This is a genomic window from Streptomyces sp. NPDC059080 (genome assembly GCF_042739975.1).
Classification (GTDB): domain Bacteria; phylum Actinomycetota; class Actinomycetes; order Streptomycetales; family Streptomycetaceae; genus Streptomyces; species Streptomyces benahoarensis.
Window position 1 is genome coordinate 1 of record NZ_JBHYGX010000064.1, and the last position, 24,502, is coordinate 24,502.

Sequence of the window (24,502 nt, forward strand, 5' to 3'; positions counted from 1 at the left end):
TCCCCCCCCGCGCCCTCGGCCGGGCCGCCCGCCGCGGCGGCGGGGGCGGGGGGGGGGGCGCCCCGCGCGGGGGGGGGGGGGGGGGGGGGGGCGGGCCCCCCCCCCCCCCACGCCACGTCAGGACGGTTTGCGGGCCGCGCACTTCGGGGCGGAACGGGTCCGCCCGTCGGCGTGGCCGTTCCGTCGCGCGGCGGGCTCAGTCCTCGTAGTAGTTGTTGACGATCACGTCGGGCTCATCGTCGTCGAACGCCTCGTTGAGCAGCGCGCCGCCGACCAGACCGGCCGCACCGGCGCCGATGAGCGCGCCGGTGCCGAACCGGCGTCCCTGCTGCGGCTGTTCGGGCTGCGCGTACCCCGGCTGCGTGGGTGCCGCCTGGGGGTAGCCCGGCTGCGCGGGCTGCTGCGGGTAGCCGGGCTGGGGGTAGCCCTGCTGCGGCACGGTGTAGTACGGCGGCGGGGTGGTCTGGACGCGCTGGGCGCAGCCGGGGCACGAGGTGATCTGACGCGGGACGCCCCACTGCGGCGACCACATGACCGGCGTCGTGCCGGGGCCGTGCGAGGGGTCGAAGAAGCAGGTCATGTCGGTGTCTCCGATCGGTGCGGGGTGGGGTGCGGGGTCCGGGACGGTGGCGTGACCGGCCGGGGCGAAGGCGGCGGGCTCCGGGGGGAGCGGGGGCGCCGGAGGCATCGCGGGCGCGGGCGGTGCCGGGGCGGCGGGTTCCGGGCGCAGCACGTCGACGCCGTAGTCCTGGGCGATACCGGCGAGCCCGGAGGCGTAACCCTGGCCGATGGCGCGGAACTTCCACTCCGCGCCGTGGCGGTACAACTCGCCGAAGACCATGGCGGTTTCGGCGCCGCCCGCGCCGTGCAGGTCGTAGCGGGCAAGGTCGGCGCCGCCGTCCCCGGCGGTCACCCGGATGTGGGCGGCGGTGACCTGCGCGAAGCTCTGGCGGCGGTCCTCCGCCTCGTAGAGCGAGACCGGGAAGGCGATCTTGGTGACGGCGGCGGGCACGGCGCCGAGGTCGATGTCGATCCGCGCGTCGTCGCCGCTGCCGTCGGCCAGGGCGTCCGGAGAGAGGGTCACCGCGCCCTCGGGGCTGCGGAGGTTGTTGAAGAAGACGAAGTGCGCCTCGGACAGCACCTTTCCGGAGTCGTCGCACAGCAGCGCGCTCGCGTCCAGATCGCAGCCGGTCCCTCCGGTGGCTTCGGTCCGCCAGCCCAGCCCCACCCGCACGGTGGTCAGGCCGGGGGCCTGTTTGCTGAGCGACACATTGCCGCCCTTGGTCAGGGCCACCGTCATCTCTTCCTCCACAACTGCCGTACCGCACGGCGTCCTTCGGTTTCCCGCGATCCTATGGTTCCCGGATTGCGCAACGACTGAAGTATGCCTGGTCCGCAGGGGTGATACGGCGCTGACCCGGCGCTCTTCGGCCAGGTGGCGCGGACGGGCCGGTCCGGCCGCCGGGCGGTGTCGCCCCGCCGGTGACCGCCGGGCGGCCATGACATCGGCCCCAGCCGGGTACCGGGACGCAGTCGGCCGCGTCATCGGACGCGACAAACCCGGCGACGTCGGCGATCATCCCCGGGATACTGGTCGCCCATGGATGAGGTCAAAGTCGTTGTCGCCCATTCCGAGCGCGCGACCCTGCGCGTCGGTGACGTGTTCTTGAAGGTGGACGCCGATCAGGCGCGCATCGACGTCGAGGTCGAGGCAATGTCCCTCGCGCCGGTCCCGATCCCGGAGGTCCTGTGGCGCAAGCCGCCCGTGCTCGCGATCGCCGCGCTCCCGGGGACGACGCTTGGGCGCCTCGGCGGGCCGTCGACCGGGTCACCGGCGGCGTGGGCCGCGGCGGGCGCCGCCGTCCGGAAGCTGCACGACGCGCCGCTGCCGCCCTGGCCCGGCCGGGCCGGCCGGAGCATCGTCGCGCTGGCGGCGGAACTCGACGACGAGTGCGAGTTGCTCGTGACGAACCGCCTCCTGCCCGCTGACCTGGTCACCCACAACCGCCAGGTCGCCGAGGCCGCACTCCGGCCGTGGACTCCGGCGTTCACGCACGGCGACCTGCAGATCGCGCACGTTTTCGTCGACGGCGACGAGGTCACCGGCATCATCGACTGGTCCGAGGCGGGCCAGGGTGATGCCCTGTACGACCTCGCCACCTTCACGCTCGGACACGAGGAGCACCTCGACGACGTCCTCGCCGGCTATGGCGCCGACATCGACCTCGACGTGATCCACGCGTGGTGGTCGTTGCGAAGCCTGCTGGCAGTTCGCTGGCTGATCGAGCACGGCTTCGACCCGTTCGCGCCGGGCTGCGAGGTCGACGTGCTGAGATCCCGGATGTGAGGCTGCGCGGGCCCGACTGCTACGAGTGCGCTCTGACGCATCGAGTGCGCTCTGCCGCATCGAGCAGGCCATCCTCTGGGCTCAGAAACCTCCTTTTGTGGGGAGCCGTAAGAGGAAAAACCGCAAATAGGGACATAAGGTCTCGGATGTGCCGCGGTGATCGCGGCCGCCATCCTGCCGCGCCGCGAAGGGGACCTCATGCCCGTCCCGGAGCTGACCGTCACCGCCCTCGACCGGGCCGCCGCCCGCCTGGTGGACTCCGGGACGGGCCCGGGCGCCGCCCCGGAACCCGTACGCCCGGAACCCGTACGCCCGGAACCCGTACGCCCGGAACCCGTACGCCCGGACCCCGGGGAACGGGCCGCCTGGGACGGTATCGCCGCGGGCTGGGGGCGCACCGCGCCCGCCGATCCGGCGGCCCGGCGGCTGGTCGGTGCCACCGTCGACGAACTCGTCGCGGAGGCGCTGCGCGCAGTACCCCGCCACGGCACCCGCCCGGACGTCGAGGTGCGGCTGCCCGGCCGGTTCGCCCGCGCGCTGCCCGACTGGGCGCACCGCCGCCGCCCCGGACTCTCCCACCGGCCCAGCACCCAACTCGCCGTCACCGCCGAGATCCTCCGTACCTGGGGCTGGCAGCAGCGCCCCCACCGGCTGCGGGACCGCCGCGGCCGCCGGTGTGTCTGCGGGGCGCTCCTCGGCGCGGTGGCGCTCGGCGTCGGCTCCGAGGACGCCGCGGAACGCGCCGCCGCCCACCTCCTCGGCGAACTGCGGCACCGCGGCTGGCAGGCGCTGATCGGCGACTGGAACGCGGTGCCGGGCCGCACCCGGGATCAGGCCGTCGAGCTGGTCACGGCCGCGCGGGGGCGGGCCTTGGCGGCGGGGGAGTGAGGGTGGGGGCGGGCGTGAGCGGGGTGGGGCGGCCTGGCGAGAAAGTGCCGCGACCGCCCGCCGTCACGCTGCCGCCACCAACGGCCGCAGCCGCGTGGTCCGCAACCGCTCCACCAGGGGCGCGGCGCGGCCCGCCGGGACGGTCACCGCACAGGCGACGGCCGCGCCGACCACCAGCCCGACCGCGACATCGTGCGGATAGTGCGCGCCCACCCACACCCGGGACGCGGCCATCAGCAGCGCCAGCACCGCCGCGAGCGCGCCGATGCGCCGGTCCACCAGGAGCAGTGCCACGGCGGCGGCCCCGGCGATGGCGGCGTGATTGCTGGGGAACGACCAGTCGCCCGGAGGTGGGCACGCCTGGACGGTGACGGTGTGCAGCACCTGGCACGGCCGCCGCTCGTCGAAGACCGCCTTGACCAGGTCGTTGACGACGTACGCGGCGACGATCACCACCGGCACGGCCAGCACCCGCGCCATCCGGACCGCGTCCCCGCCGGCGCGCGCCCGCCACCAGGCGACGGCCAGACACAGGACGAACGCGGCGAGGCCGAAGTCCGTCCACACCGACACCGCGGTGTTCCACGGCGCCGGGGCGTGCGCGGCGAGATCGGTCACCCAGAGGTAGAGCCCCCCGTCGAGGGAGGCTCCACCGGAGGCGAGCGGAAGGGTCACGGCAGCTCCTTGTGAAGGGTCCGGCTCCTGGTGAGCGGAAGGGGGCGTGCGGGCGGGCGCCGCGCGCGGGGCCTCTCCGGTGTGCCGTCCGCCCCGGAGGGAGGCCCGGACCGGACGGCACGGACGTCTACATCGCTGTAGACCGACTACGTCACTGTAGACGACGATATGGGAGGCTGGTCGCCATGAGCGGTGCGGAGACGGGTGCGATGAACGGTGCGGACAAGGAGCGGCGGCCCGCCGGTGGGCTGGAATCCGGTGTGCTCGCCGTGTTGTGGGCGGTGGACGGTCCGCTCACCCCCGGCCAGGTCCAGCAGGCGCTCGGCGGGTCGCTGGCGCGCACCACGGTCACCACGATCCTCACCCGCCTCCACGACAAGGGCACCGTCGTCCGCGCCCGCTCCGGCCGCGGCTACGCCTACGCGCCCGCCCAGGACGCCCCCGGGCTGACTGCCCGCCGGATGCACTCGGAGCTGGCGAAGGACGAGGACCGAGGGGCCGCGCTCGCCCGGTTCGTCTCCCAGCTCTCCGACGAGGACGAGCGGTTGCTGCGCTCCCTCCTCGACGAGGGCCCCGCCGGAGGCCGCCCGTGATGTCCCTGGTGTGGGTCCCGCTGCTCGTGCCGTTCCTCGCGGTCCCGGCGGCCCGGCGGCTGGCCGACGCCCTCGCGCCGCGCCGCGCCGCCGCGCTGCTGGTCTGCGTCGCGGTGGGGCTCGCCGGCTGTACCGCGGCGGCGCTGGCGCTGCTGGTGATCCCCGGCGCGTCGTATCTGCCGTGGGTGGCCGCCGCCGGCGAACTGCTCACCCCGCTCGCCGACGGGCCGCCCGCCGTGACCGTCGGTGTCTCGGTGGCGGCCGCCGGTCTGCTGGGCGCGAGCGCCGCCGCGGTGACGGTGCGCCTCCTCGGCCACCGCGCGGACCTGCGGGACGCCCGCGCACGGGCCGGCGCGGTCCGCGGTGAGCTGGCGGTGGTCCCCGACGCGCGGCCGGACGCCTTCGCGCTGCCCGGCCGCCCCGGCCGGATCGTGGTGACCACCGCGATGCTGCGCGCCCTGGAACCAGACGAACGCACAGCCCTCTTCGCCCATGAACGCGCCCATCTACGCGGCCGTCACCATTTGCTGCTCGCCGCCGTGGACCTCGCCGCCCGCTGCCATCCGGCGCTGCGCGGCCTTCGCGCGCCGCTCGGATACGCGCTGGAGCGGATCGCCGACGAGGCCGCCGCGGACGCCGTCGGCGACCGGGCGCTGGCCGCCCGCGCGGTGGGCCGGGCGGCGCTCGCGGGCGGCCCCGCGCCCCGGCCCCGTACCGTCCTGGCGGCCACCGCCGGGCCGGTGCCCCGCCGGGTGGCGGCGCTGCTCGGCCGTGAGATGGGCGCCCGTCCGGCACCCCGGCTGCGCCGCGCCGTCGCCGCCGGACTGCTGCTCTGCCTGGTCACCACGGGCGCGGCGGAACTGAGCGCCGCCGACACCCTGCACGCCCATATCGAGGTGGCCCAGGGCGAACGGCCGTGAGCCGGGCCCCGGAGGGCGCGGGGAGTCCGGGGCGGCGAGGGCCGGGGCTGCGGACCGTCCGGGACCAGGCGTCCGGCCCGCCGCCAGCCCGGGGGGCCGGCGAACCGTCCGGGCCCAGGCACCGGGACCGGCCGCGGGCTTCCGGCACCGGCGAACCGTCCGGGCTCCGGCACCAGGCGGTCCGGGCTCCGGCACCAGGCGGTCCGGGCGCCCGGCGGTGTACCCGGTCAGGCGCCTTCCTCGGCCCCTTCCTCCGGTACCGAGATCACCCAGTGGGTGTCCTGGCGCGGCCGCAGGTAGCACGCCCAGTACAGGCCCGCCGCCGCGACGATCGCGCCGGTGATCGCCAGGCTCTCGATGCTCTGCTGGCACAGCACCCACACCAGGACCAGCACGAGCAGCGCCGGGATCGCCGGCCAGAGCGGCATCCGCCACGCCGCGCGGTGCCGGTGCGCGCCCCGCCGGGAGACCAGCGCGCCCAGCGCCACGAAGACGTACATCGCCGCGACGGCGACGCCGGTGACCTCGCTCAGCGTGTCCAGGTTGACGAAGCACAGGGCCGCCCCGGGGACGCCCACCGCCAGCGTCGCCGCCCAGGGGGAGCCGAAGCGCTGCCCGAGGTGGGACAGGGCCCGGTTGACGCCGCCCGGCCAGGCCGCGTCGCGCGCCGAGGCGAAGACCACCCGCGAGTTCTGGATCACCATCACGATCGCCGCGTTGATGATCGCCAGCGCGATACACAGGCTGACGAACGTACCGACCGCCGAATTGCTCCAGGACTCCACCATGCCCGCGACGTCACCGGAGGTCAGCGTCGCCAGGTCCGGCGCGCCCAGCGTGATCGCGACGACCGGTACGAGGACGACCGCCGCGCCGATGCCCAGCGTCCACAGGACCGTGCGGGAGACGTTGCGCCGCGGGTTCTCCATCTCCTCGGCGAGGTACACCGCCGTCGAGAAGCCCTGGAGGATGAAGAGCGCGGTGGCCAGGCCGGTCACCACCAGGCCCGCGGTCAGCGCGGTGCTGTGCCCGCCGGGCGTGGCGATCACCGGGTGGACCAGGACGGACGCGGAACGACTGGTGTGGCTGAAGCCGAGGAAGGCGACGACCCCGGCGGCCACCACCTCCAGGACCAGGAAGATACCGGTGATCCAGGCGTTGGCCCGCAGATCGAGCAGGCCCATGGCGGTGGCGAGGAGCATCACCCCGGCGGCGGTCCACTGCGGATCGAGCGGGGTCAGCGGCGCCAGATAGTCGGCGGTGCCCAGCGCGATGATCGGCGGCACGATCATGACGACGATCAGCGACAGGACGAAGACCAGCCACCCGGCCAGCCGCCCCATCAACGTGCCGACCATGGCGTACTCGCCGCCGGAGCTGGGGATCAGCGTGCCCAGCTCGGAGTAGGTGAACGCGACGCCGATACAGAGCACGGCGGCGATGGCGAGGGTGAGCGCGGCGCCGGTGCCGAGCGTCGCGAAGGAGTCCGGCACGATCACGAAGAGCGAGGAGGCCGGGGTCAGGCAGGAGAGGGTGAGCAGGGTGCCGCCCACCACGCCGATCGAGCGGTTGAGCTGGGGGGCTCCGCCGGTCGCGGCGCCCGTGTCCGCCCCGGCCGTCGGCGCCGGATGCGGATCCGCCGCGGGGGTCGCGGAGGCAACGGGTGTGGAGGGCGTAGTGGTCATCCGTGTCCCATCGTGCGAGCGGCTGAGGGGCGTGCCGAAGAGGTGGTGCCACGAAGCGGTGCGACCCCAGGAGCGCGACAGGGCGCGGTCGCCGTTTCGGTGACCGAATGAAACCCCCGTCCCAGGGGCGCGTCAAGGTTTCATATGAAATTCGCGAGACAACGAAATCCGTTGCAGGACAGGGGTGATGGGGAGGTATTGGTGCCACTTTTGTGGCGAAGAAACGGAATCAGTGGCACCGTCCCGCGTGAGAGGGCGGACCAGGCGGGGTTCTCCCGCGGGCGGCGGGGACGGTGCCGCAAGAGGGCGGCGGGCTCCGGCGCGGGCGCGTGGCGGCCCTCGCCCGCCCCGCCGCGGTGCGCCGGATTCCTGCGTTTCCCGCCGCCTGTGGAATCCGTCGCGCGGGCCCGGCGGCGCCGGAAGCGAGGCCCGGAAACGCCGTTGACCTGGTACGGGAAGCAGGCCGCCGGTCCGCCGCGGTCCGCCCTCCCGCATCGGACGCCCGCGTCTCCCGCCCGCCCGTCCGCGCCGGACCCACCGGCGTCCACCCGTACGGAACACCCCGTACGGGCTACGGGACCGCTCCCGCCGCCAGGGGTTCGTTTTCGGCCATCCCCGGTACAGGTGCCCGGCGGCCCGGAGGTACCGTGGAGCCACGCGCGCCTGTGGGCGCCGCACGGCGGTGGGGCCCGCCGTACCCAACCGCGGCACGTACGCCGCCAACGGTCCCTACTTGCGACGATGTGCGCCCGGCGACGGTGCGCCGCGAGTAGGAGAGACGCATGGTGAAGGCCCAGGAACCGGTGTGTGACGACCCGGTGGATCCCGATGGCGGCGCCCGCCCGCCCGCGCGGCGCCGTACCCCGCTGACCGGTCAGGGCGCCGTCGTCGGCGTGGTCGCCCTCGGCGGCGTCCTCGGCGCCTGCGCCCGCTACGGCGCCTCGCTGCTGTGGCCCACCCCGCGCGGCGGCTTCCCCTGGACCACGCTCGCGGTCAACTCCCTCGGCTGCGCCGTCATCGGCGTCTTCATGGTGCTGATCACCGAGGTCTGGGCCGCCCACCGCCTGGTCCGGCCCTTCTTCGGCACCGGCGTGCTCGGCGGCTTCACCACGTTCTCCACCTACGCCGTGGAGATCCAGCGCCTGATGGCCGACGGCCGGGGCCGCACCGGGCTCGCCTATCTGGCGCTGACCCTCGTGGCGGCGCTGGTGTCCGTGACCCTCGCGGCGACGGTCACCCGCCGCCTCGTCGTAGGGAGGCAGAAGTGAGGATCACCGGTTCCGCGCTGCGGGCGACCGTCTACGTCGGGGAGCACGACACCTGGCACCACAAGCCGGTCTTCGTCGAGATCGTCCACCGTGCTCGCGCCGCCGGGCTCGCCGGTGCCTCCGTCTTCCACGGCATCGAGGGCTTCGGCTCCTCGTCCGTCATCCACACCAGCCGCCTGCTGTCGCTCAGTGAGGACCTGCCGGTCGCCGTCGTCCTCATCGACACCGAGGAACGTATCCGCGGCTTCCTGCCGCAGCTGGACGAGGTGATGGGCGACGGCCTGGTCACCCTGGACGTCTGCGAAACCCTCCGGTACGCGCGGAACGAGGTGCGCCGGTGAACTGGCTGCTCGTCATCGCCGGAGCCGCGGTCGGCGCCCCGCTGCGCTACCTCACCGACCGCGCCGTCCAGGCCCGCCACGATTCGGTGTTCCCCTGGGGCACCTTCACCGTCAACGTCTCGGCGTGCGTGATCCTCGGCCTGATCACCGGCGCGGCGGCGTCCGGTGCGGTCCCCTCCCAGGTGCAGCTGACCCTGGGCACGGGGCTGTGCGGGGCGCTGTCGACGTACTCGACGTTCTCGTACGAGACGCTGCGGCTGGCCGAGGACGGCGCGCGGCTCCTCGCGGCGGCCCATGTCGTCGCCCAGCTCATCGCGGGCCTCGGCGCCGCCTTCCTGGGCGCGGCGCTCGCCGGAGCGCTCTGGGGGACGTGACGGCGCCGCACCCGGCGTACCGGGTGCGGCGCACGCGTCACAGATGCGCGGCGATGGACGGCATCAGGTCCTGGAAGGTGCGGCCGTTCGCCGGGGAGCCGAGGGCGGCCATCTGCCAGCCCTGGTCCGAGCGGTACACCTTGGCCATGATCTGCGCGGTGTGCGCGCCGCCGCCGTCGAGGGTGTAGCGGGCCAGCTCCTGACCGGTGGTCTCGTCGACCAGACGGCAGAAGGCGTTCTGCACCTCCTGGAACGTCTGCCCGGTGAAGGAGTTGACGGTGAAGACGATCTGGTCGACGTTGCCGGGCACCTTCCCCAGGTCCACCAGGATCGACTCGTCGTCACCGCCCTCACCGGCGCCGCCCACGCGGTTGTCGCCGGTGTGCCGCACCGAACCGTCGTCACTGACCAGATGCTGGAAGAAGACGACATCGACGGGCTGCTGCCCGGCGAAGAGCACCGCCGAGGCGTCCAGATCGATCTCCTTGGCGGTGAGCTTGGCCCAGAACCCCTTGCGGCCCGCGGCCTGCCAGCCCAGGCCCATCCGCACGAGGGTGAGCGCGCCGCCGTCGGACTTGCTCAGGCTGATCTTCTGGCCCTTGCTCAGGTTTACGGACATCAGATTCCTCTGTCGTGACGGTGAACCGGGCGGTGCCCACCGGACGACGGGCGTGCCGCGGGCGCGCCCGCCCGGCTGCGGAAACGCAAAATCTACAGCACTGTAGAGAAGGCGGGGGGCGACGCGCACGGGCCCGGCGCAGGGCCGGCCCGGCGGGGTGTCGCACGGGGCCCGCCCGCTCCCGGACGGGCCCCGCGCGCCGCCGTCACCCCTGGCTGTGCGACGGGCCGAAGAACTCGACCGCGGCGATGGCCACCTGCTTGTACGGACCCGTCCCGTACGCCGAGTCCACGGTGAGCCGCACCTTGACCACATCGCCGTACCGGAACGACTGGTGCTGGAAACCGCTGCCCTGGTCGAGGTTGAGGATGCGGTTCTCGACGTGCCCGTTGTCCATGGTGATCTGCGCCGAGATCCGGTGCGGCTGCGCCGACTTGGTGAGGGCCTCGGCGTGGGACGACTCACCGGGCGTGATGCCGATGTCCAGCAGCCGCACCGGATCCGAGAACCGCGCCTCCAGCCAGTTCCCCGTACCCGGCGAAACCCCAGGCCCCCACCAGGTGTTGCTGAACGGGTCGAACGCCTGGTCCGGCCCGTGCTTCGCGAACGAAGCGGACGCGGTGGCCGACTCCGGGCTCACCAGCGCCCGCTTGGCGAAGTGGTCACGGATCGCCTGGATCGCCGTATCGGTCTGGAACAGCCCGATCACGACGAGGGTGAGCGCCGCGGCGATGGCCAGCCACCGCAGGACGCGCCCGATCTGCCAGCGCAGCCGCGGCCGGTCCCCGGCCCACGGCTGCTCCCGGTTGCGGCGGTCGAACAGCCGCCGCCACCACGGCAGTCGCGCCGGACCCTCGGGGGACGACGCCAACCGCATCGCACAGCGGCAGCAGAAGTGCCGGTCCGGCCGGTTGGGGGTACCGCACCAGGGGCAGGCCACCCCGTCCACGGTCCGGTACTCGCCCGGCGCCCGGACCTGCGGCCGCGCCGCGACCGGCTGCCCCGGCAGCACGGGCGCCACGGACGGCCGCTCCTGCTCCCCCTGCGGATCGTCGACCGGCACGAGCAACGCCCGGGCACGGGCCCGCTCGTCCTCGGCCGGATCGGTGGCACCGGCCGACGGCACGGAGCCGGACGAGGCGGACGCGGTGCCCGGCGCGGGCGCGGGCAGCGGGCCGGGGCCCGCCGCTGCACCGGCGCCGGAACCCGCGGTGTCACCCGTGGCGCCGGACCCCGCCGTGCCACCGGTCCCGGCGGTCCCCGCCGTCCGCTCCCGCCCGGTGCCCGCGGTGCCGGACGTACGGTCCGACGCGGCCGGGCGGCCCGTGGCGGGCGGCAGGCCGGCGGTGTCCGCGTCCGGACCGGCCGTCGACCGGTCAGCGGCGGCGCGCGGTGCCGGGTGGGCGGTGCCGCCGGGCGTCCAGCGCAGGACGGCGCCGCAGGTGTCGCAGAACGGCTGTCCCGCCTCGTGCGGCGTACCGCACTGTTCGCAGGCCGCAGGGCGCGCGTCCTCGCCGGAGACTCCGGAGGACGGACTGTTGCTCATGTCGGTCAGGTCCTTTCCGCCGTCAACACCTCGACGGTGTACGGCATATGGGCGGGGCGGGCGGCCGCCACGAGGGCGTCCAACTGGTGGAGGTCCGCGGCGGTCGGCGCCGGCAGCCGGAGCGCGACGTGCAGCCGGGGGCGGCGCTCGCCCGGGGCCGGGCCGCGCGGGCGGGCGTTCCACGCCGCCCCGCCGCTCTCGGTGATCTCCGGTTCGGCACCGAACGCCAGCCGCACCGTCTCCGCCAGCCCGCGGCGGGTACCGCGCACCCGGTGCAGATGGGCCGCCGCGGCCACCGCGGCCCGCAGCCGCGCCTCCCCGGCGGCGTCACCGTCGTCGATGCCGTCGGTGTCGGCCCCCACCCACCAGCCCAGCCAGCGGGTGAAGTCGGCCGGTGCCAGCGACGGCCGGAAGTACGAGTCCAGGCAGTCCAGGACGTTGAGGAGCGGCGCCAGCACCTCGTCCAGACCCGCCACGAAATCCTGCGCCAGCGGATCGTCCGCGAAGACCGCCGGGAGCATCGGGCCCAGCGGCGCCGACGACGCCAGCCCGTCCACCGACCCCCTCACGACGCGTCCCCGATGACCCGGACCCGGTGGTCGAAGGAGAACACCAGAGACGACGGATCGAGAGCGATACGGTCCGACTGGTCGCCGCGCCTGCCGGTCAGCGGGTCGGCCGGGTGCAGCAGCACCTCGTCCACCAGCTCGACCCCCGGCACCCGCTGGAGCACCGCGAACACCTCACCGGCCTGCACCGGACGCCCGAACGGCCAGCCGGTGCCGTCCGCGCCGCCGGTCAGCGGATCGAGGTGCCGGTAGAGCGCGTCGTGCGCCTCCCGCCGCACCCGGTCCACGTCCACGCCCCGGAACGCGTGCAGCGTCGAGACGACCGTGACGCCCTGGTAGAACGGCGGGCCCACCGCGAGCCGGGTGCCGATCAGCCGCCGCTCGTCCAGATACCGCGTCACCCGCTCCAACAGCGAGTCCGCGGGCACCAGTTGCTCGAACCGCAGCCGCCCGCCCGGGTCCGGTACCGCCTGCGGCACCACCAGCACCCGCACCGCGTACGCCCCGTGCTCCTCCTCGTCGCCCGCCAGGCAGGTGATCCGCGCCGTCTCCGGCGCCGCCCGCCGGGCCAGCTCCTCGTAGTCCCGCAGCGTCACCGCGCGGTCCTGCGCCCGCAGCGTGATCGGCGCGCGGGCCCGTGCCTCCCCGACGGTCTCGCCGTCCACCCCGCCGCGCGCCGCCTCCCGGTTGATCACCTCGGCGACGTACGGCACGGAGTCCCGCAGCGCGCGCACCGCGCCCCGGGCGACGTTGCCGGTGCGGCCGCCGCCGGTGCGGTAGCGGCGGGCGCGGATCACGGCGCCCTTCGGCGGCATCGCGCCGTAGCGGCGCAGCGTCCCGTCGGGCTCCCGCACCGACGGGCCGAACGCGATCTCCCCGGTGGTGGCGTCCAGCGTCACATGCCGGTCGTCGGGCCCGGACCCCGCGAAGTGCGGCACCACCTCCCAGTCCGTCCAACCGTCGTACTCGGCGACCTGGAGGTGGAGCGGCGGGGCGTCGCCGACGACGGGCGTACGGGCCAGCCGCAGCCGCTGGCCGGGCAGCCCGCCGGACTCGCCGAGCGTCTCGTCGTACACCGTCTCGGCGTGCACCGCCGGGACGGTGCCGCCCACCGTGAACGCCTCCGCCGACCGCACCGTGGGCGACGTGGTGTAGAAGGGCTGGCCGGACGCCGCCTCGGTGACGCGGCAGCGGATCCAGCCCGCCTCGTTCCGCCCCGACCGGGACAGCACATGGCCGCCGGGCACGTGCAGCACCACGTCACCGGGCCGGTTGAGACCACCGGTGGTGTCCTGGTCGACCTCGCACGCCGCCCACCCGTCGGCGGTCCACGCCTCCCACACCAGCGGCGGCTGCCGCGGGTCGACACCGACACCGTCGACCCGGCTGTCGAGCCGCAGCGCCACCGCGCAGTGCGGCACCGCGGCGCTCAGCCCCAGCAGCATGCAGTCGCCCGGCCGCGGCGCCTCGGCGAAGCAGAGCAGGTCCGCGCCCTCTTCGAGGTCGGCGGTCCGGTCGGTGACCGGCTGCCCCTCGTTCTGCACCGCGAGATGCGCGAGCGTGCACGGCACCACCGTCAGGTCCCGCTCGGTGGCGAAGACCACCGCCTCCTCGCTGTCCGCCCGCACCGTCGCGGTCTCGGTGCCCAGCGGCACCTGCACCGGCTCGTCCTGCGCGGCGGACAGCCAGAACGTCACCTGCGTCCGCGCCGCCGACGGCGGGAAGAGCGTGATGCCGACGAGGTCGAGGAAGGCGAGGTGGTTCTTCTCCGGGACGCGGTTGAGCCGGTAGACGATCTGGTCGGCCATGTGCGCGACGGTCTCCACGAGCGTCACCCCGGGATCGGACACGTTGTGGTCGGTCCACTCCGGGGCGCGCTGCTGGATGTAGCGCTTGGCGTCGTCGACGAACTGCTGGAAGCGCCGGTCGTCGAGGTTCGGGGAAGGCAGGGCCATCAGCGGTCGCTTTCGGTGGACGGGCCGCCGGAGTCGGGGCCGGGGGCGGAGTCGGGGCCGTCGTGGGCGGGAATGACGTAGAAGGGGAAGACGAGGTTGCGGGGGTTGTTGGTGCCGCGGATCGTGTAGCGCACATCGATGAAGAGGACGCCCGGCTCGTCGCCGGCGGACACCTCCACGTCGTGCACCTCGATACGCGGCTCCCACCGGTCGAGGCTGGTGTGCACCTCGTGCTGGATGCGGCCGGCGGTGGCCTCGTTGACCGGCGCGAAGACCATGTCGTGGATGGCACAGCCGAACTCCGGCCGCATCGGCCGCTCACCGGGCGCCGTCGCCAGCACCAGATGGATGGCCTCCTCCACCTCCCGCTCCCCGCTGACCAGGGAGATCCCCCCGGTCGGACTGATGCGCAGCGGGAACGACCAACCGGATCCGACGAACTGTTCAGGCATCAGATCACCGGGACCCCGTCGACGGTGACATAGCCCGCGAACGCGACCTCCGCGGCCACGACCGCCACGTTGCCGGTCGCCAGGATCTGCATGGCCGCACCGGCGATCAGGTTCACATCGGCCCCGCCGGCCATGTGCAGCATCGCCCCGGCGTCGATCGTGCCCGCGGCGCCCGCCGACAGGTTGAACATGGCACCGGCCTGGAGGGCCAGATCGAGGCCGCCCTTGACCGACATCGCCCCGCCCGCCGTGAGGCTCATCGCCCCGCCCGCGAACATGTTCATCGCCCCGCCGGCCCGCAGCGACAGATCGCCCTTGGCCTCCACGGACACCGTCGTGTTGCCCTTGATGCTCACGCTCCCGGAACTGTCGACGGTGATCTGCGTCTTCGTGCGGTCGAGTTCGACGGTCAGCCGGTCGTCCCCGGTCCGCAGCCGCACCCCGCGTTTGCGTCGCCCGCTCTTCTGGCTGAGCAGATCGACGCGGTTGTTCTCCCGGTCGGCGACGGTGTGGCGGCTCGCCTTCCCGCTGAGCCGGTCGTGCAGCGGCACATCGCCGTTCTCCGGCTTGTCCTTGCCGTTGTACAGCCCGCCGATGACGTACGGATGGTCCAGCGCCCCGCGGTCGAACGCCACCAGCACCTCGTCCTTGACGTCCAGCGGCACGATGCTGCCGCCGTCCACCCCGCCCAGCTGCACGGTGCGCGTCCAGTCGCTGACGTACTGGTCGTCCAGCCACGGGAACCGCAGCTTGACCCGGCCCTGCTTCAGCGGGTCCTTCACATCCGTGACGATCGCGTTGGCGACGGACGGCAGCCGCGAGGAGACCGCGGTGCCGCCGGACGCCACTCCGAACAGCGACCGCCACTGGCGTCCGGTGACGGTCACCCACGTCTCGTAGTGCCGCCCCGAGGCGAAGACGTGCCGTACGCCCGTCGCCGTGTACTTGCCCTCGAAGGGCTCGCCGACGTCGGTGAGCGTCACCGGGGTGTCCGGCCGCAGCTTCGGCGCGCCGCGCACGGTGACCTCCAGCTCTGCGAAGGACGCCGTGACGTCGTCGGCCAGTGCGTCCGCCGCCCGCTTGACCTGCGCCTGCTGGTCGTAGGGCGTGCCGGTCTCGACGAGGGGGGAGGTCGGGAACGCCGCGGCGGCCTTGCCCGGCGTGGTGCCGATGGAGAAGCCGGGGTTGTCCTTCGCGGTCGACCGCTCCCGCAGCGCCTTCTTGCTCTGCACGTCCCAGCCGCGCGTCTCCGTCCGCGGCACCTGATCGGCGGCGGCGACGGCGGAGCGGCAGCGCAGGATGTCGACGCCCGCCTGGAGGACGTACGGGCTCTTGTCGCCCGGGGTGCTCTCCGGCGGGGCGCCCGACGCCCGGTCGGGGGTGACGAACTGGAAGCGCCCGCGCGGATCGAGGAACATCACCTTCTCGTTCTCGTCCGCGAGGCGGGAGAGGAAGTCCCAGTCGGTGACGTTGTCCTGGGTGAGGAAGTCGTACGTCCCCTTCGTGGACTCGATCCGGCCGAGGGAGATACCGCTCTTGGCGACCAGCTTCCGGGCGATGGCCGCCGCCGTCATCCGCGTGTAGCCGGCGACCCGGCGCTGGCGCAGCATCCGGTGACCGAGGTCGTAGCCGCGGACCAGGGTGAACGTGCCGGTGCCGTCGTACTCCGTCTCCAGGGCGGTGACCTCGCCGGAGAGCAGCGGGTCCTGGGCGCCCTTGCCGTCGGCGACGGGCGCCAGCACGATCTCGGTGCCGATCTTGATCCCGGCGGCGCCCAGCAGCTTGCGGTGCGGATCGCGGAAGGTCAGCTGGAAGGCGCCGGGCACCCCGGAGCCGAGGTCCACCCAGGCGTCCGACAGGTACGGCAGCAGCTTCCTCGGCAGCGGGGACCCACCGATCTTGACGTGGATGACGCTGGAGTAGGCGAGCTTGGTCATGATCCGGTCACCTCCTCGACCGCGGGCAGCATCAGTTCGGTACCGGGCGACAGCCGGGACGGGTCGTCGATGCCGTTGGCCGTGGCGATGGCCCGCCACGCCCCGGCGTCGCCGTACTCCCGCCAGGCCAGCGACGGCAGCGAGTCCCCGGCCACCAGCCGGTGCACCCGTCGCGCGGTCAGCGCCCCGGAGGTCGGGTTCTGCCCCTTGGTGTCGGTGGGGATCTCACCCAGCCGCACCTGGCAGGTGGCCCGGATCGGCAGTCCGGTGGTGCCGAACAGCGTGTACGAGACGTCGACGGAGGCCACGTACGCGGTGAAGTGCGCGGTGGAGAAACCGCCCCACTCGAATACCACCCACGGCGTCGACGGCCGCTTCGCGGCGATGCTCGCGGCCGTCACCTCGCAGCAGAAGAGCAGCGCCTCGACCTTCTTCAGGACCTCGTTGCTGTCCGGCTTGCCCGAGCAGTCCAGGAAGATCTCCAGGCTCAGCTCCCGGGCGTACGAGCCGATGAACTCGGGGAGCGAGCCGTCGCGCACGGCGGGCGCGGGCGTCGCCTTCCAGTCGGCGCGCTGGCTGAGCGCCAGTTGCGAGGGGTTGAAGTCGAAGCCGAACGTACGGATCAGCCCGCCGGGCGTGGTGCTCTCGCCGACCGGCGGTTCATGAATGGCGAGCGAGGCGCGGACCAGGCTCTTGCCCGCACCCTTGCCACCGGAACCGGGTGCCATCACGCGCCCCCCGCATCCGTGAACCCGTGATGGGCGATCTCCAGGACCTCGGTGGCCACGCCCGGACTCGCCGGGTCGAGGGACGGCCCCTGCCAGCGGACCGGCAGCACGTCGATGAGACCCCAGCGGGCGACGATCGAACCGTCCGCCCGCAGCGCCGCGATCTGCGCGGTGGGGCGGCGCACTCCGGTGGTCACCGACGAGATCCAGGCCGCGACCTTCGAGGTGTCCGGGGTCAGCGGCCGGGTCAGCCGGATGCTGGAGAAGGTGACGCGGGACGGCAGCTGCCAGACGAAGCCGTTGTTGCCGCCCTCCTGGTGGTGCTCGATCTCCACCTCGGAGGCGAGCCCTTCGCAGCCGTTGAAGTACCCCAGACTCTCGCCGTCGATGGTCAGGGTGAAGAAGATGGTGGATCCCGGATCGAGATCGCTGGGCATCGCGGCGGCCTTTCTGGTACGGACGTCAGGGCAAAGCGGAGGTGCGCCGCGTCAGCGGCGCGGGTCGCGGAGTCTGCCGATGCGCTCCCGGTCGTGCCGGAACTCGGCCTTCAGCCGGGGGATCAGCAGCCCGGTCAGCCGGTGCACCAGCTCATCGACCTGCCCGTCGGTCAGGGTCCGGGCATCGAACTCGGCTCCCTCCCGACCGGCGGACCGCTTTCCGGAACTTTCCTTCGGGGTCTGGCGGTTACGGGCGGAGGTGCGCTTCGGGGGGTGCTGCTCACGGGGCTGATTCCGCTCCGGCGCCGGGCTGTTCCTTCCGCTGACGAGGGGCGGGGCGGGGGCGGTGTCCCGTGCGGTGGGGGCGCTCTTCTCCAGCAGGGGCCGCCGCTCCGGCTCGCCCTGTTCCGGGGCGCGTTGGACGGCGGCGAGAGGCGGGAGGTTCGGTAGGGCCGAGGCGGCGGCGCTCGGCGTCGGTGCCTGCGCCTGCGCCTGCGCCTGCGCTTGCGCCTGCGGTACCGGGGCCGGGGCCGGGAGCCCGGCGGGCACGCGCGTCGGACGGGGCGTCAGCGGCGCGGCCTTCCGCTGGAGGGCGGGCGGCTGGGCGCCGGGCGTGGCCGGGAGCGGGACCGGCGGTCGCCGGGGCGCGTCGTGGGGACCGCCGGGCGCCGGGGCCGCGCGCAGGGGGACGGCCTGTCGGGCGGCTCCGGATCGCGGTGCGGCGGCGCGTGGGGCCGAGGGGCCGTTGAGCGCTGTGGTGACAGAGGGGGTGTGCGGTGCCGGGCTGGTCGGGAGCTGCCGCAGCGGTACGGGGGTGCCGGGCGCGCTCTGCGGGAGCGGGGCAGCGGGCGTGCGCTGCGTGGCCGGGCCGCCCGGCTGCCGTGCCGGGCCCGTCGGCGGGTGCGGGAGCGGGACGGAGGGCGCGCCCGGAGCCGGGGCGGCGCGCAGCGGGGCGGCCGACGGGGCGGTGCGCAGCGGTGCGGCAGACGGGGCGGTGCGGCGCTGAACGGGGGCGGCGGCCGGGGCGGTGGGCGCCATGGCCGAGGTCAGCGGGCGCGAGGAGGCCGGCGGCAGGGCTGCCGCCGGACGCAGCGGCGCGGCGGACGGGCCGGAGGCGGGCGGTGCGTCCGGCCGCACCACGGGTGCTACCGGTCCCGAGGGGGCGGGCCCCGGTGCCACGGGCCCCGGTGCCACGGGCCCCGGTGCCACGGGCCCCGCGGCTACGGGCTGGACGGTGCGGGGGTTGGCCTCCGGCGGCGTGGTGGGGGACACGGTACGGGTGATCGGTGTGGGCGGCGGGAGCTGCGGTGCACCGCCCGTCCGGTGCCCGGTGCCTGCGTGGCTCGTAGCGGGCGGCTGCGTCGCCTCGGCCCGGCGTACGGGGACGGCGCGCTGGACGGGTGCGGGGCCGCTGCCCGGGTCAGCCGAGGAGCCCGAGGGCCCGGCGGGGCGGCGCGGCGCGAGGGGGGCACCGGTCGCCGGGCCGGAGCGCGACGGTTCGGCCTGCGACGGGGTGACCAGCGGGGCACCCAGCAGGGGGCGGCGCCGGGCCGGTTCCTCGGCCCCGGGGGAGGGCGGTGCGGTACGGCGGGAGACGGGCAGGCTCGGGCCCGGGGCAGCGGTGGACGGTGCCGGGGCAGCGGATCCGCCCGACGAAGCGGACGGTGAGGGAGAGTTGGCGGGGGCGGTGCGGGTCGGCGCCGACGGGGCCGAGGGGGCCGAGGGGGCCGACCGCGTCGGGGCGGCCGGGGGCACCGGCGCGGCAGGACGCACCACCGGGTTCGAGGCCGCCGGGGCGGACGGGGCCGACTGGGCCGACTGGGCCGCCGGAGCCATGGACGGTGCGGCGGCCACGGCGGACGGGGCGGACGGCGCGGACGCGGACGGCGCGCTCGGCGCGGACGCGGACGGCGCGCTCGGCGCGGACGTGGACGGCACGCTCAGTGCGGACGTGGACGGCGCCGGGGCGACCGGTGACGCCGAGGCAGCCGAAGATGCCGCCCCCGTCGGCGGGTTGAGCCGGGCCGGTCGCTTCTGCACCGGTGTGCCGGACGGCGTCGCCGGAGCGGGCGCGCCGGAGGCGGAAGGCGACTGCACGGCGCGCGGCGCGCCCAGTCCCCTGCGCGCGGCGCCGCCCTGGGCGCTGCGCTGCACCGGGCGGGCGCCGGGTCCGGAGGGAGTCGGCCCGGAGGGGGCCGGTCCGGAGGAAGCCGGTCCGGCGGGGGCCGGGGACGCGCCGGGAGCCGGACGAGCGAAAGCGGTGCCAGGACCCGCAGCCGGGACGGCCGAGGGCGAGGACACCGACGGGTTGGTGGACGGTGCTGCCGGGCTGCCGGGCACGCGGGACATCGTGCCCGCACCGGAGCCGTCCGCCGGACGCGGCGTTCCCGTAGCGGACGGAGTCCCCGTCGTACGCGCCGAGTCGGGCGCGGCCAGGGCGCGGGAGACGGCCGGCGGATGGTCGCCGCCCGAGGCGGGGGCCGAGTCGTCGGCCCCTCGCACGCCGGAGCTGCCGGGCGTACCCGTGGTACGCGACACGGTGACGGCACCGGACGCACCGGTGCCCTGGGAGGCGGCGGAACTCTTCGGCGCCCCGAGGCCCTTCGGCACACCGGCATCCGGAGCCGACGAGTGGCCGGAAGCCGGCGAAGAGGGCGTACGCGACGCGGAGGGTGTCCCCGGTGCCGTGCCCGAGCCGGGACCGGGCGCCGATGACGATCCGGCGGCACGGGCAGGACGCGGCTGCCCGGTGCCTGGAGGCGTGACGGGGGCACCCGTGACCTTCTGCACCACGGGGAGAGGAGGGGCGAGCCCGGGACCCGGGGCGCCCCCCGGCCGACCGCCGCCGGGGCGCGCCGCGTCCGGGGAGTTCCCACGCCGGTCCGGGGCATCCGAGGTACGGGAACTACCCGCCATAGCAGGGGAGTTCGCGGCCCGGGCAGAGGCAGAGGCAGAGGCAGAGGCAGAGGCAGAGGCAGAGGCAGAGGCAGAGGCAGAGGCAGAGGCAAGGGCAGGGGAAGCCGAGGACGGCACCGCACGGGTCGCCGCATCAGGCATCGTCCCGTCGGCCCGCGATGACGACCGCTGCACGGCCACCGGCGGCACCCCGGCATCGGACCACGAAGCGGCACCGTCGGCGGACGGCAACGCGGCACCGACGCCGGACGGGGAAGCGGCACCGGCGGCAGGCGGCGACGGAAGGTCCGCCCCACCCGCCGGGGAGCCGCCATGCCCCGCACCGGACCCGGCGGCCGGGCCGGGCCCAGGGCGGGAGCCGGCAACCGGGCCGGGCCCAGGGTGGGAGCCAGCAACCGGGCCGGAATCCGCACCGGAGCGAGGCCCGGCTCCCGCGCCGGAGCGAGGCCCGGTTCCCGCACCGGAGCGAGGCCCGGCTCCCGCGCCCGTCACCGGCGTGGCGGGCGCGGGCCGTGGCGCCGGGGCAGCAGCCGTACCCGGCCGCGCCACCGGCAACTCCCGCCGCTGCACCGCCGTACGCACCGCACCGCCGGAACCCCCCGCCTGCCCGCGAGGTGCCGACGTCAACGTCGCCGGACGGGCGGCGGCAGCCGACGCCAGCGGCCGGACCTCCGGACCGGTCGCCCGCGCCACCACGACCGGCGCGCCCGGGCCGTCTTCCGGCTCCGCGCCGTCGGACGGCGCATCGCCGGCCACCGGGCGCGGCCCTGCAACCGGCAACTCCGGTACACCGGCATCCGGTTCACCCGCACCACGCCCCGGCGCGGCGGACAACTGAGCGATCCGCCCGCCGGGCCCGCTGTCGAGCACCGCATGGGTGAGGGTGCCGGTGAAGGACGGGTTCTGCCAGGTCGTCAGCGACGCGCCGAACCCGCGGTCGGCGACGGTGTCCGCCCGGTCGGCGAAGGCACGCTGGATCGGCGGCAACGCCGGCCATCCGGCCGTAGCGCGGTGCCCGGCGTCCGCGGTCGCGTCCACCGGGGCAGCTTCCGCCGCGGCGGGCCCGGCGGTGGGTACGGACGCACCGCCGTCCGTCGCCTCCGGGCGGCGGCCGCGCAGCCTGTCGAGGAGTCCCATCAGCCCTCCGCCGCCGCGCGGTTGACCAGTGCGGCGATCTCGTCGGCGTACCGGCGGCGGTCACCGTGTTCGAGGTCCAGGATGTCCTCCAGGCTCCAGTGGAAGTGATAGGCGACGTACGCGATCTCCGCGTGGATACGGTCGGCCGCGTACGTCACGATTCCCCCAGGCGGCTCCCGCCCAGCTCCACCTCGAACGGCTGCTCGCAGTGCGGGCAGGTCACCCCGGCCCGGGTGTGGCCCTCCGCGTTGACCTGCCGGTAGAAGTCCTGAAGGAACGCCAGGTCGGAGGCGAACATGTTCTCCACGATGCCGTCGTGCACCTGAGGCAGCGTGCCGAGCCGGGTGATGACGCGGCCCAGCAGCACCACCGACAGATACGCCGGGTTCTCCTGGACCCTGATGTCCCGCAGCGGCACCAGCTCGTCGCGGGCCGTCGCCAGCCGCATCGAACCGGTGCGGTGCACCACGCCTGCGTCGTCGACGTAGCCGCGCGGCAGCTCGAAAGCGAACTCGGTGCGCAGCGGCGCCGGTTCGGCGGCGGGCGTGGGCGCCGCGGGCTGGGCGGGCGCGGCGGGGTCCCCGCCCGGGGCCGCTGGCGCGGCGAACGGGTCGGGGACGGCCGCGGGCCGGGAGGCCGTACGGCGCATTACTCGATGACCAGTTCTTCGAAGGTGATGGTCACGGTCTCGGTCAGCGCGGACGCCTCACCGGCCTTGACGGTGGAGGTGTCGACCTTGCTGCACCAGGCGTTGCGCATGTTGTAGCGCTTCACCGGGGTGTTCATGTAGTCCATCACCATGATCGTGGCGTTCTTCCGCGCCGTCGACATCTGGCCGTTGACGGACTGGGTGATCCACTGGTTGAAGGCCGCGGACTGCGTCATACCGCGCACGACGGTGCAGGTACCGGCCTTCTTTACGCCTGGCAGCTTCTTCGTGACGGGCTTGCCCTGGCTGGAGACCTGCTGGTACTCGATCACGTCCTGCTCGATGCTCAGGCCGCTGACCTCCTGGAGGTACTCGACCATCACGCCGTCGATCTGGAGGCCGAAATTGTGTGAGGTGAGGGAATCACCGGGCTGCAGACTCATGGGTCGCTCTCTGTGCGGGGACGGGGAACACCGGCGCGGATGCCGGACCCCCGGGAACGGGACGGTCAGGTACGGGTGGGACGGGGCGTGGCTCGGGGCCGCGCCGCACCCCCGGCGGCATTACTCCTCCAGCTCGCCGCTGCCGCTGGAGAACTGCGCCAGCCGGAAGATCACGAACTCGGCGGGCTTGACCGGCGCGATACCGATCTCGCAGATGACCCGGCCGAGGTCGACCGACTCCGGGGTGTTGGTCTCGGCGTCGCACTTCACGTAGAAGGCGTCCTCCGGACGGGAGCCGAACAGGGCGCCGTTGCGCCACTCGTTGACGAGGAACGCGGACACGTTCCGCCGGATCCGGGCCCACAGCGCCTCGTCGTTGGGCTCGAACACCACCCACTGGGTGCCGATCAGGATCGACTCCTCCAGGTAGTTGAAGTACCGGCGGATGTTGATGTAGCGCCAGGCCGGGTCGGAGGAGAGGGTGCGGGCACCCCACACGCGGATACCGCGGCCGGGGAACGCCCGGATGCAGTTGACGCCGACCGGGTTGAGCAGGTCCTGCTCCCCGCGGGTGATCTGGGTCTCCAGGTCGACGGCGCCGCGCACCACCTCGTTGGCCGGGGCCTTGTGCACACCCCGCTCGAAGTCGTTGCGCGCCCAGATACCGGAGACGTGACCGCTCGGCGGGATCATCTTCGTCTGGCCGGACGCCGGGTCGAAGACCTTGACCCACGGGTAGTACACCGCGGCGTACTTCGAGTCGTAGCCCGCCGTGTCCTGGCGCCACACCCGGATGTCCCGGGCGTTGAGGCCGGGCGGCGGGTCGATGACGGCGACGCGGTCACCCATCAGCTCACAGTGGGCGATCAGACCGAGCTGGACGGCCTTGACCTCCTCCAGGCCGACGGCGCCCCGCTGGTAGGCGGCCATCAGGTCGGGGACGGCAACCATCGAGATCTCGTCGACCGCCTCCAGGCCACCGAAGCCGGTGCGGTCGGCGGAGTCACCGAGGTACTCGGCGGGGCCGGGGTGGACGGCCGGGGCCGCACCCGGCACGGCGGGCGCCGGGGCCGCGTGCGCCTGCACGGGCCGGGCCAGCTCCACCGTCTGGTTGTCGGGGCGCGCCAACTGGGCCGCGGGCGCCGCCTCCAGGACGGTGATGAGCTTGGAGCGTTCCTTGACCTGCGTGACGACGTAGTTGCGGGTGCTCTTCTTGGCGCTGACGTCGAAGGTCTCGGCGATCTTGTCGCCGTCCTTGACCAGCAGCCGGAACCGCTCGGCGGGGCCCTCGCCCTCCGGGTCGGCGACCTCGACGCTGAGCGCACCGCCGCCGGTGCCGGACGTCAGCGCCCGGACCGCGAAGGTGCCCAGGGCGGTGGGCTCACCCGGCGTCAGCTCGGCGGGCGCGGCGGCGGCCGGGACCGCGGCCGGTGCCGCGGTCTCCTGCGCGGCGTCCGCGCCGGTGCCGCCGACCCGCACCACGTACGCGGCCGAACCGCCGTTGTTGAAGAACCCGTAGACGGAGTGGGCGAGGTAGTAGCCGTCGGTGAACTCGCCGAAGGCGGCCACGTACTGGGACCAATTGGTCACCAGCGTCGGCTGGTTCAGCGGCCCCGTGGGCGCCAGGCCCACGAAGGCCGCCACGGACGTGCCGACCCCCTCGATCGGGCGGGAGCCACTGGAGACCTCCTCGACGTAGACGCCGGGCGACAGATACGACGGCATGCGCTGGTTCTCCTCGGGGTACGACAACCGTATGACGGTGGGGTACGCCACTGTTGTCGCCGCCCCCTGGCGTCCGGAAGGTCCGTCGGGGCCGTAGCGGGGGCAGCGCCGATGCCCCAACGGGCAGCCGGGGCCCGCGCATCGGGCCGCCGGACGCCGCGTGAGGCCCCCGTTGACCTGCGGTGGGCCGGGTCCCGGAGCGTCCCGGGGGCCCGGGTGCAGCCCGTGCGGGCCCCGAGGGCAGCCGGCCCGGTCCCTAGGGGCAGTCGACCCTGCCCCCAGTCCTGCGACACGCCTC

Annotated in this window: 23 protein-coding genes; 7 read left to right on the top strand and 16 right to left on the bottom strand. The window is 74.6% G+C overall.

The genetic code is table 11. The features are described 5' to 3' along the window. Positions 1 to 196 precede the first annotated feature (196 nt). The gene (locus ACFWWQ_RS28710) at positions 197 to 1,300 is read right to left on the bottom strand and encodes a TerD family protein (RefSeq protein ID WP_384602067.1); all 1,104 of its coding nucleotides are present in this window, start codon (positions 1,298 to 1,300) and stop codon (positions 197 to 199) included. 300 nt (positions 1,301 to 1,600) lie between these two features. Between ACFWWQ_RS28710 and ACFWWQ_RS28715 the strand changes: the two genes are divergently transcribed. After that, positions 1,601 to 2,347: a phosphotransferase family protein gene (locus ACFWWQ_RS28715; protein ID WP_384602069.1), complete on the top strand. Its 747-nt coding sequence runs from the start codon at positions 1,601 to 1,603 to the stop codon at positions 2,345 to 2,347. Between the two features lie 198 nt (positions 2,348 to 2,545). After that, complete coding sequence (locus ACFWWQ_RS28720) at positions 2,546 to 3,235, top strand: hypothetical protein (RefSeq protein ID WP_384602071.1); 690 nt, start codon at positions 2,546 to 2,548, stop codon at positions 3,233 to 3,235. Positions 3,236 to 3,298: 63 nt separating this feature from the next. Here the strand turns inward: ACFWWQ_RS28720 and ACFWWQ_RS28725 are convergent, their stop codons facing one another. Then, on the bottom strand, positions 3,299 to 3,910 hold the full coding sequence (locus tag ACFWWQ_RS28725; protein WP_384602072.1) for a phosphatase PAP2 family protein: 612 nt from the start codon (positions 3,908 to 3,910) through the stop codon (positions 3,299 to 3,301). Between the two features lie 209 nt (positions 3,911 to 4,119). Here ACFWWQ_RS28725 and ACFWWQ_RS28730 point away from each other — a divergent pair, with 209 nt between their 5' ends. Both ACFWWQ_RS28730 and ACFWWQ_RS28735 read left to right on the top strand, forming a co-directional pair. After that, positions 4,120 to 4,503: a BlaI/MecI/CopY family transcriptional regulator gene (locus ACFWWQ_RS28730; protein WP_384602102.1), complete on the top strand. Its 384-nt coding sequence runs from the start codon at positions 4,120 to 4,122 to the stop codon at positions 4,501 to 4,503. Next, positions 4,503 to 5,423 carry a M56 family metallopeptidase gene (locus tag ACFWWQ_RS28735; RefSeq protein WP_384602074.1) on the top strand — a complete coding sequence of 307 codons (921 nt, stop codon included), beginning with the start codon at positions 4,503 to 4,505 and terminating at the stop codon, positions 5,421 to 5,423. The genes ACFWWQ_RS28730 and ACFWWQ_RS28735 overlap by 1 nt, the downstream gene beginning before the upstream one ends. 227 nt (positions 5,424 to 5,650) lie before the next feature. On the opposite strand, the gene ACFWWQ_RS28740 is transcribed toward ACFWWQ_RS28735, so the two are convergent. Then, on the bottom strand, positions 5,651 to 7,108 hold the full coding sequence (locus ACFWWQ_RS28740; protein WP_384602076.1) for an APC family permease: 1,458 nt from the start codon (positions 7,106 to 7,108) through the stop codon (positions 5,651 to 5,653). A 782-nt stretch (positions 7,109 to 7,890) separates the two neighbouring features. Here ACFWWQ_RS28740 and crcB (ACFWWQ_RS28745) point away from each other — a divergent pair. Genes crcB (ACFWWQ_RS28745) through crcB (ACFWWQ_RS28755) form a run of 3 tightly spaced genes read left to right on the top strand, consistent with a single transcriptional unit; the run spans position 7,891 to position 9,091 of the window. After that, the gene (gene crcB, locus ACFWWQ_RS28745; protein ID WP_384602077.1) at positions 7,891 to 8,376 is read left to right on the top strand and encodes a fluoride efflux transporter CrcB; all 486 of its coding nucleotides are present in this window, start codon (positions 7,891 to 7,893) and stop codon (positions 8,374 to 8,376) included. Next, positions 8,373 to 8,717 (top strand): DUF190 domain-containing protein, encoded by a 345-nt coding sequence (locus ACFWWQ_RS28750; protein WP_384602079.1) that lies wholly within the window; start codon positions 8,373 to 8,375, stop codon positions 8,715 to 8,717. Before crcB (ACFWWQ_RS28745) ends, ACFWWQ_RS28750 begins: the two co-directional genes overlap by 4 nt. Further along, positions 8,714 to 9,091, top strand: a complete 378-nt coding sequence (gene crcB, locus ACFWWQ_RS28755) for a fluoride efflux transporter CrcB (protein WP_384602081.1) — start codon at positions 8,714 to 8,716, stop codon at positions 9,089 to 9,091. Before ACFWWQ_RS28750 ends, crcB (ACFWWQ_RS28755) begins: the two co-directional genes overlap by 4 nt. 37 nt (positions 9,092 to 9,128) lie before the next feature. Here crcB (ACFWWQ_RS28755) and ACFWWQ_RS28760 read toward each other — a convergent pair whose 3' ends face one another. From ACFWWQ_RS28760 to ACFWWQ_RS28820, 13 genes are all read right to left on the bottom strand, one after another. Further along, entirely contained in the window at positions 9,129 to 9,710 is a 582-nt protein-coding gene (locus ACFWWQ_RS28760; protein WP_384602083.1) for a TerD family protein, read from the bottom strand. A gap of 205 nt (positions 9,711 to 9,915) precedes the next feature. Continuing rightward, positions 9,916 to 11,256, bottom strand: a complete 1,341-nt coding sequence (locus tag ACFWWQ_RS28765; protein WP_384602085.1) for an NADase-type glycan-binding domain-containing protein — start codon at positions 11,254 to 11,256, stop codon at positions 9,916 to 9,918. A gap of 5 nt (positions 11,257 to 11,261) precedes the next feature. After that, entirely contained in the window at positions 11,262 to 11,825 is a 564-nt protein-coding gene (locus tag ACFWWQ_RS28770) for a phage tail protein (RefSeq protein ID WP_384602087.1), read from the bottom strand. Then, the gene (locus tag ACFWWQ_RS28775) at positions 11,822 to 13,780 is read right to left on the bottom strand and encodes a putative baseplate assembly protein (RefSeq protein WP_384602089.1); all 1,959 of its coding nucleotides are present in this window, start codon (positions 13,778 to 13,780) and stop codon (positions 11,822 to 11,824) included. The genes ACFWWQ_RS28770 and ACFWWQ_RS28775 overlap by 4 nt, the downstream gene beginning before the upstream one ends. Beyond that, positions 13,780 to 14,232: a GPW/gp25 family protein gene (locus tag ACFWWQ_RS28780; RefSeq protein ID WP_384602091.1), complete on the bottom strand. Its 453-nt coding sequence runs from the start codon at positions 14,230 to 14,232 to the stop codon at positions 13,780 to 13,782. The genes ACFWWQ_RS28775 and ACFWWQ_RS28780 overlap by 1 nt, the downstream gene beginning before the upstream one ends. Further along, complete coding sequence (locus ACFWWQ_RS28785; protein WP_384602092.1) at positions 14,232 to 16,169, bottom strand: VgrG-related protein; 1,938 nt, start codon at positions 16,167 to 16,169, stop codon at positions 14,232 to 14,234. Before ACFWWQ_RS28785 ends, ACFWWQ_RS28780 begins: the two co-directional genes overlap by 1 nt. Beyond that, positions 16,166 to 16,897: a peptidase M23 gene (locus ACFWWQ_RS28790; protein WP_384602094.1), complete on the bottom strand. Its 732-nt coding sequence runs from the start codon at positions 16,895 to 16,897 to the stop codon at positions 16,166 to 16,168. The genes ACFWWQ_RS28785 and ACFWWQ_RS28790 overlap by 4 nt, the downstream gene beginning before the upstream one ends. Continuing rightward, positions 16,897 to 17,334 (bottom strand): phage tail protein, encoded by a 438-nt coding sequence (locus ACFWWQ_RS28795; RefSeq protein ID WP_384602096.1) that lies wholly within the window; start codon positions 17,332 to 17,334, stop codon positions 16,897 to 16,899. The genes ACFWWQ_RS28790 and ACFWWQ_RS28795 overlap by 1 nt, the downstream gene beginning before the upstream one ends. A gap of 51 nt (positions 17,335 to 17,385) precedes the next feature. Further along, positions 17,386 to 18,474 (bottom strand): hypothetical protein, encoded by a 1,089-nt coding sequence (locus ACFWWQ_RS28800; RefSeq protein ID WP_384602098.1) that lies wholly within the window; start codon positions 18,472 to 18,474, stop codon positions 17,386 to 17,388. Between the two features lie 2,912 nt (positions 18,475 to 21,386). Next, a complete protein-coding gene (locus ACFWWQ_RS28805) occupies positions 21,387 to 21,545 on the bottom strand; it encodes a DUF6760 family protein (RefSeq protein ID WP_345091290.1) in 159 nt (52 codons plus the stop codon). Beyond that, complete coding sequence (locus tag ACFWWQ_RS28810) at positions 21,542 to 22,036, bottom strand: hypothetical protein (RefSeq protein WP_384602100.1); 495 nt, start codon at positions 22,034 to 22,036, stop codon at positions 21,542 to 21,544. Before ACFWWQ_RS28810 ends, ACFWWQ_RS28805 begins: the two co-directional genes overlap by 4 nt. After that, on the bottom strand, positions 22,036 to 22,479 hold the full coding sequence (locus ACFWWQ_RS28815) for a phage tail protein (protein WP_143944641.1): 444 nt from the start codon (positions 22,477 to 22,479) through the stop codon (positions 22,036 to 22,038). Before ACFWWQ_RS28815 ends, ACFWWQ_RS28810 begins: the two co-directional genes overlap by 1 nt. Positions 22,480 to 22,599: 120 nt before the next feature. Then, a complete protein-coding gene (locus ACFWWQ_RS28820) occupies positions 22,600 to 24,204 on the bottom strand; it encodes a phage tail sheath family protein (RefSeq protein ID WP_384602104.1) in 1,605 nt (534 codons plus the stop codon). Positions 24,205 to 24,502 lie beyond the last annotated feature (298 nt).

What these genes read in the sequence shown, in the direction of transcription:
- ACFWWQ_RS28810 (WP_384602100.1), bottom strand. Translation starts at nt 22,036, where the DNA reads ATGCGCCGTACGGCCTCCCGGCCCGCGGCCGTCCCCGACCCGTTCGCC.
- ACFWWQ_RS28735 (WP_384602074.1), top strand. Translation starts at nt 4,503, where the DNA reads ATGTCCCTGGTGTGGGTCCCGCTGCTCGTGCCGTTCCTCGCGGTCCCG.
- ACFWWQ_RS28775 (WP_384602089.1), bottom strand. Translation starts at nt 13,780, where the DNA reads ATGGCCCTGCCTTCCCCGAACCTCGACGACCGGCGCTTCCAGCAGTTC.
- ACFWWQ_RS28785 (WP_384602092.1), bottom strand. Translation starts at nt 16,169, where the DNA reads ATGACCAAGCTCGCCTACTCCAGCGTCATCCACGTCAAGATCGGTGGG.
- ACFWWQ_RS28795 (WP_384602096.1), bottom strand. Translation starts at nt 17,334, where the DNA reads ATGCCCAGCGATCTCGATCCGGGATCCACCATCTTCTTCACCCTGACC.
- ACFWWQ_RS28790 (WP_384602094.1), bottom strand. Translation starts at nt 16,897, where the DNA reads ATGGCACCCGGTTCCGGTGGCAAGGGTGCGGGCAAGAGCCTGGTCCGC.
- ACFWWQ_RS28780 (WP_384602091.1), bottom strand. Translation starts at nt 14,232, where the DNA reads ATGCCTGAACAGTTCGTCGGATCCGGTTGGTCGTTCCCGCTGCGCATC.
- ACFWWQ_RS28760 (WP_384602083.1), bottom strand. Translation starts at nt 9,710, where the DNA reads ATGTCCGTAAACCTGAGCAAGGGCCAGAAGATCAGCCTGAGCAAGTCC.
- ACFWWQ_RS28815 (WP_143944641.1), bottom strand. Translation starts at nt 22,479, where the DNA reads ATGAGTCTGCAGCCCGGTGATTCCCTCACCTCACACAATTTCGGCCTC.
- ACFWWQ_RS28715 (WP_384602069.1), top strand. Translation starts at nt 1,601, where the DNA reads ATGGATGAGGTCAAAGTCGTTGTCGCCCATTCCGAGCGCGCGACCCTG.
- ACFWWQ_RS28710 (WP_384602067.1), bottom strand. Translation starts at nt 1,300, where the DNA reads ATGACGGTGGCCCTGACCAAGGGCGGCAATGTGTCGCTCAGCAAACAG.
- ACFWWQ_RS28730 (WP_384602102.1), top strand. Translation starts at nt 4,120, where the DNA reads ATGAACGGTGCGGACAAGGAGCGGCGGCCCGCCGGTGGGCTGGAATCC.
- ACFWWQ_RS28820 (WP_384602104.1), bottom strand. Translation starts at nt 24,204, where the DNA reads ATGCCGTCGTATCTGTCGCCCGGCGTCTACGTCGAGGAGGTCTCCAGT.
- crcB (WP_384602077.1), top strand. Translation starts at nt 7,891, where the DNA reads ATGGTGAAGGCCCAGGAACCGGTGTGTGACGACCCGGTGGATCCCGAT.
- ACFWWQ_RS28720 (WP_384602071.1), top strand. Translation starts at nt 2,546, where the DNA reads ATGCCCGTCCCGGAGCTGACCGTCACCGCCCTCGACCGGGCCGCCGCC.
- ACFWWQ_RS28765 (WP_384602085.1), bottom strand. Translation starts at nt 11,256, where the DNA reads ATGAGCAACAGTCCGTCCTCCGGAGTCTCCGGCGAGGACGCGCGCCCT.
- ACFWWQ_RS28740 (WP_384602076.1), bottom strand. Translation starts at nt 7,108, where the DNA reads ATGACCACTACGCCCTCCACACCCGTTGCCTCCGCGACCCCCGCGGCG.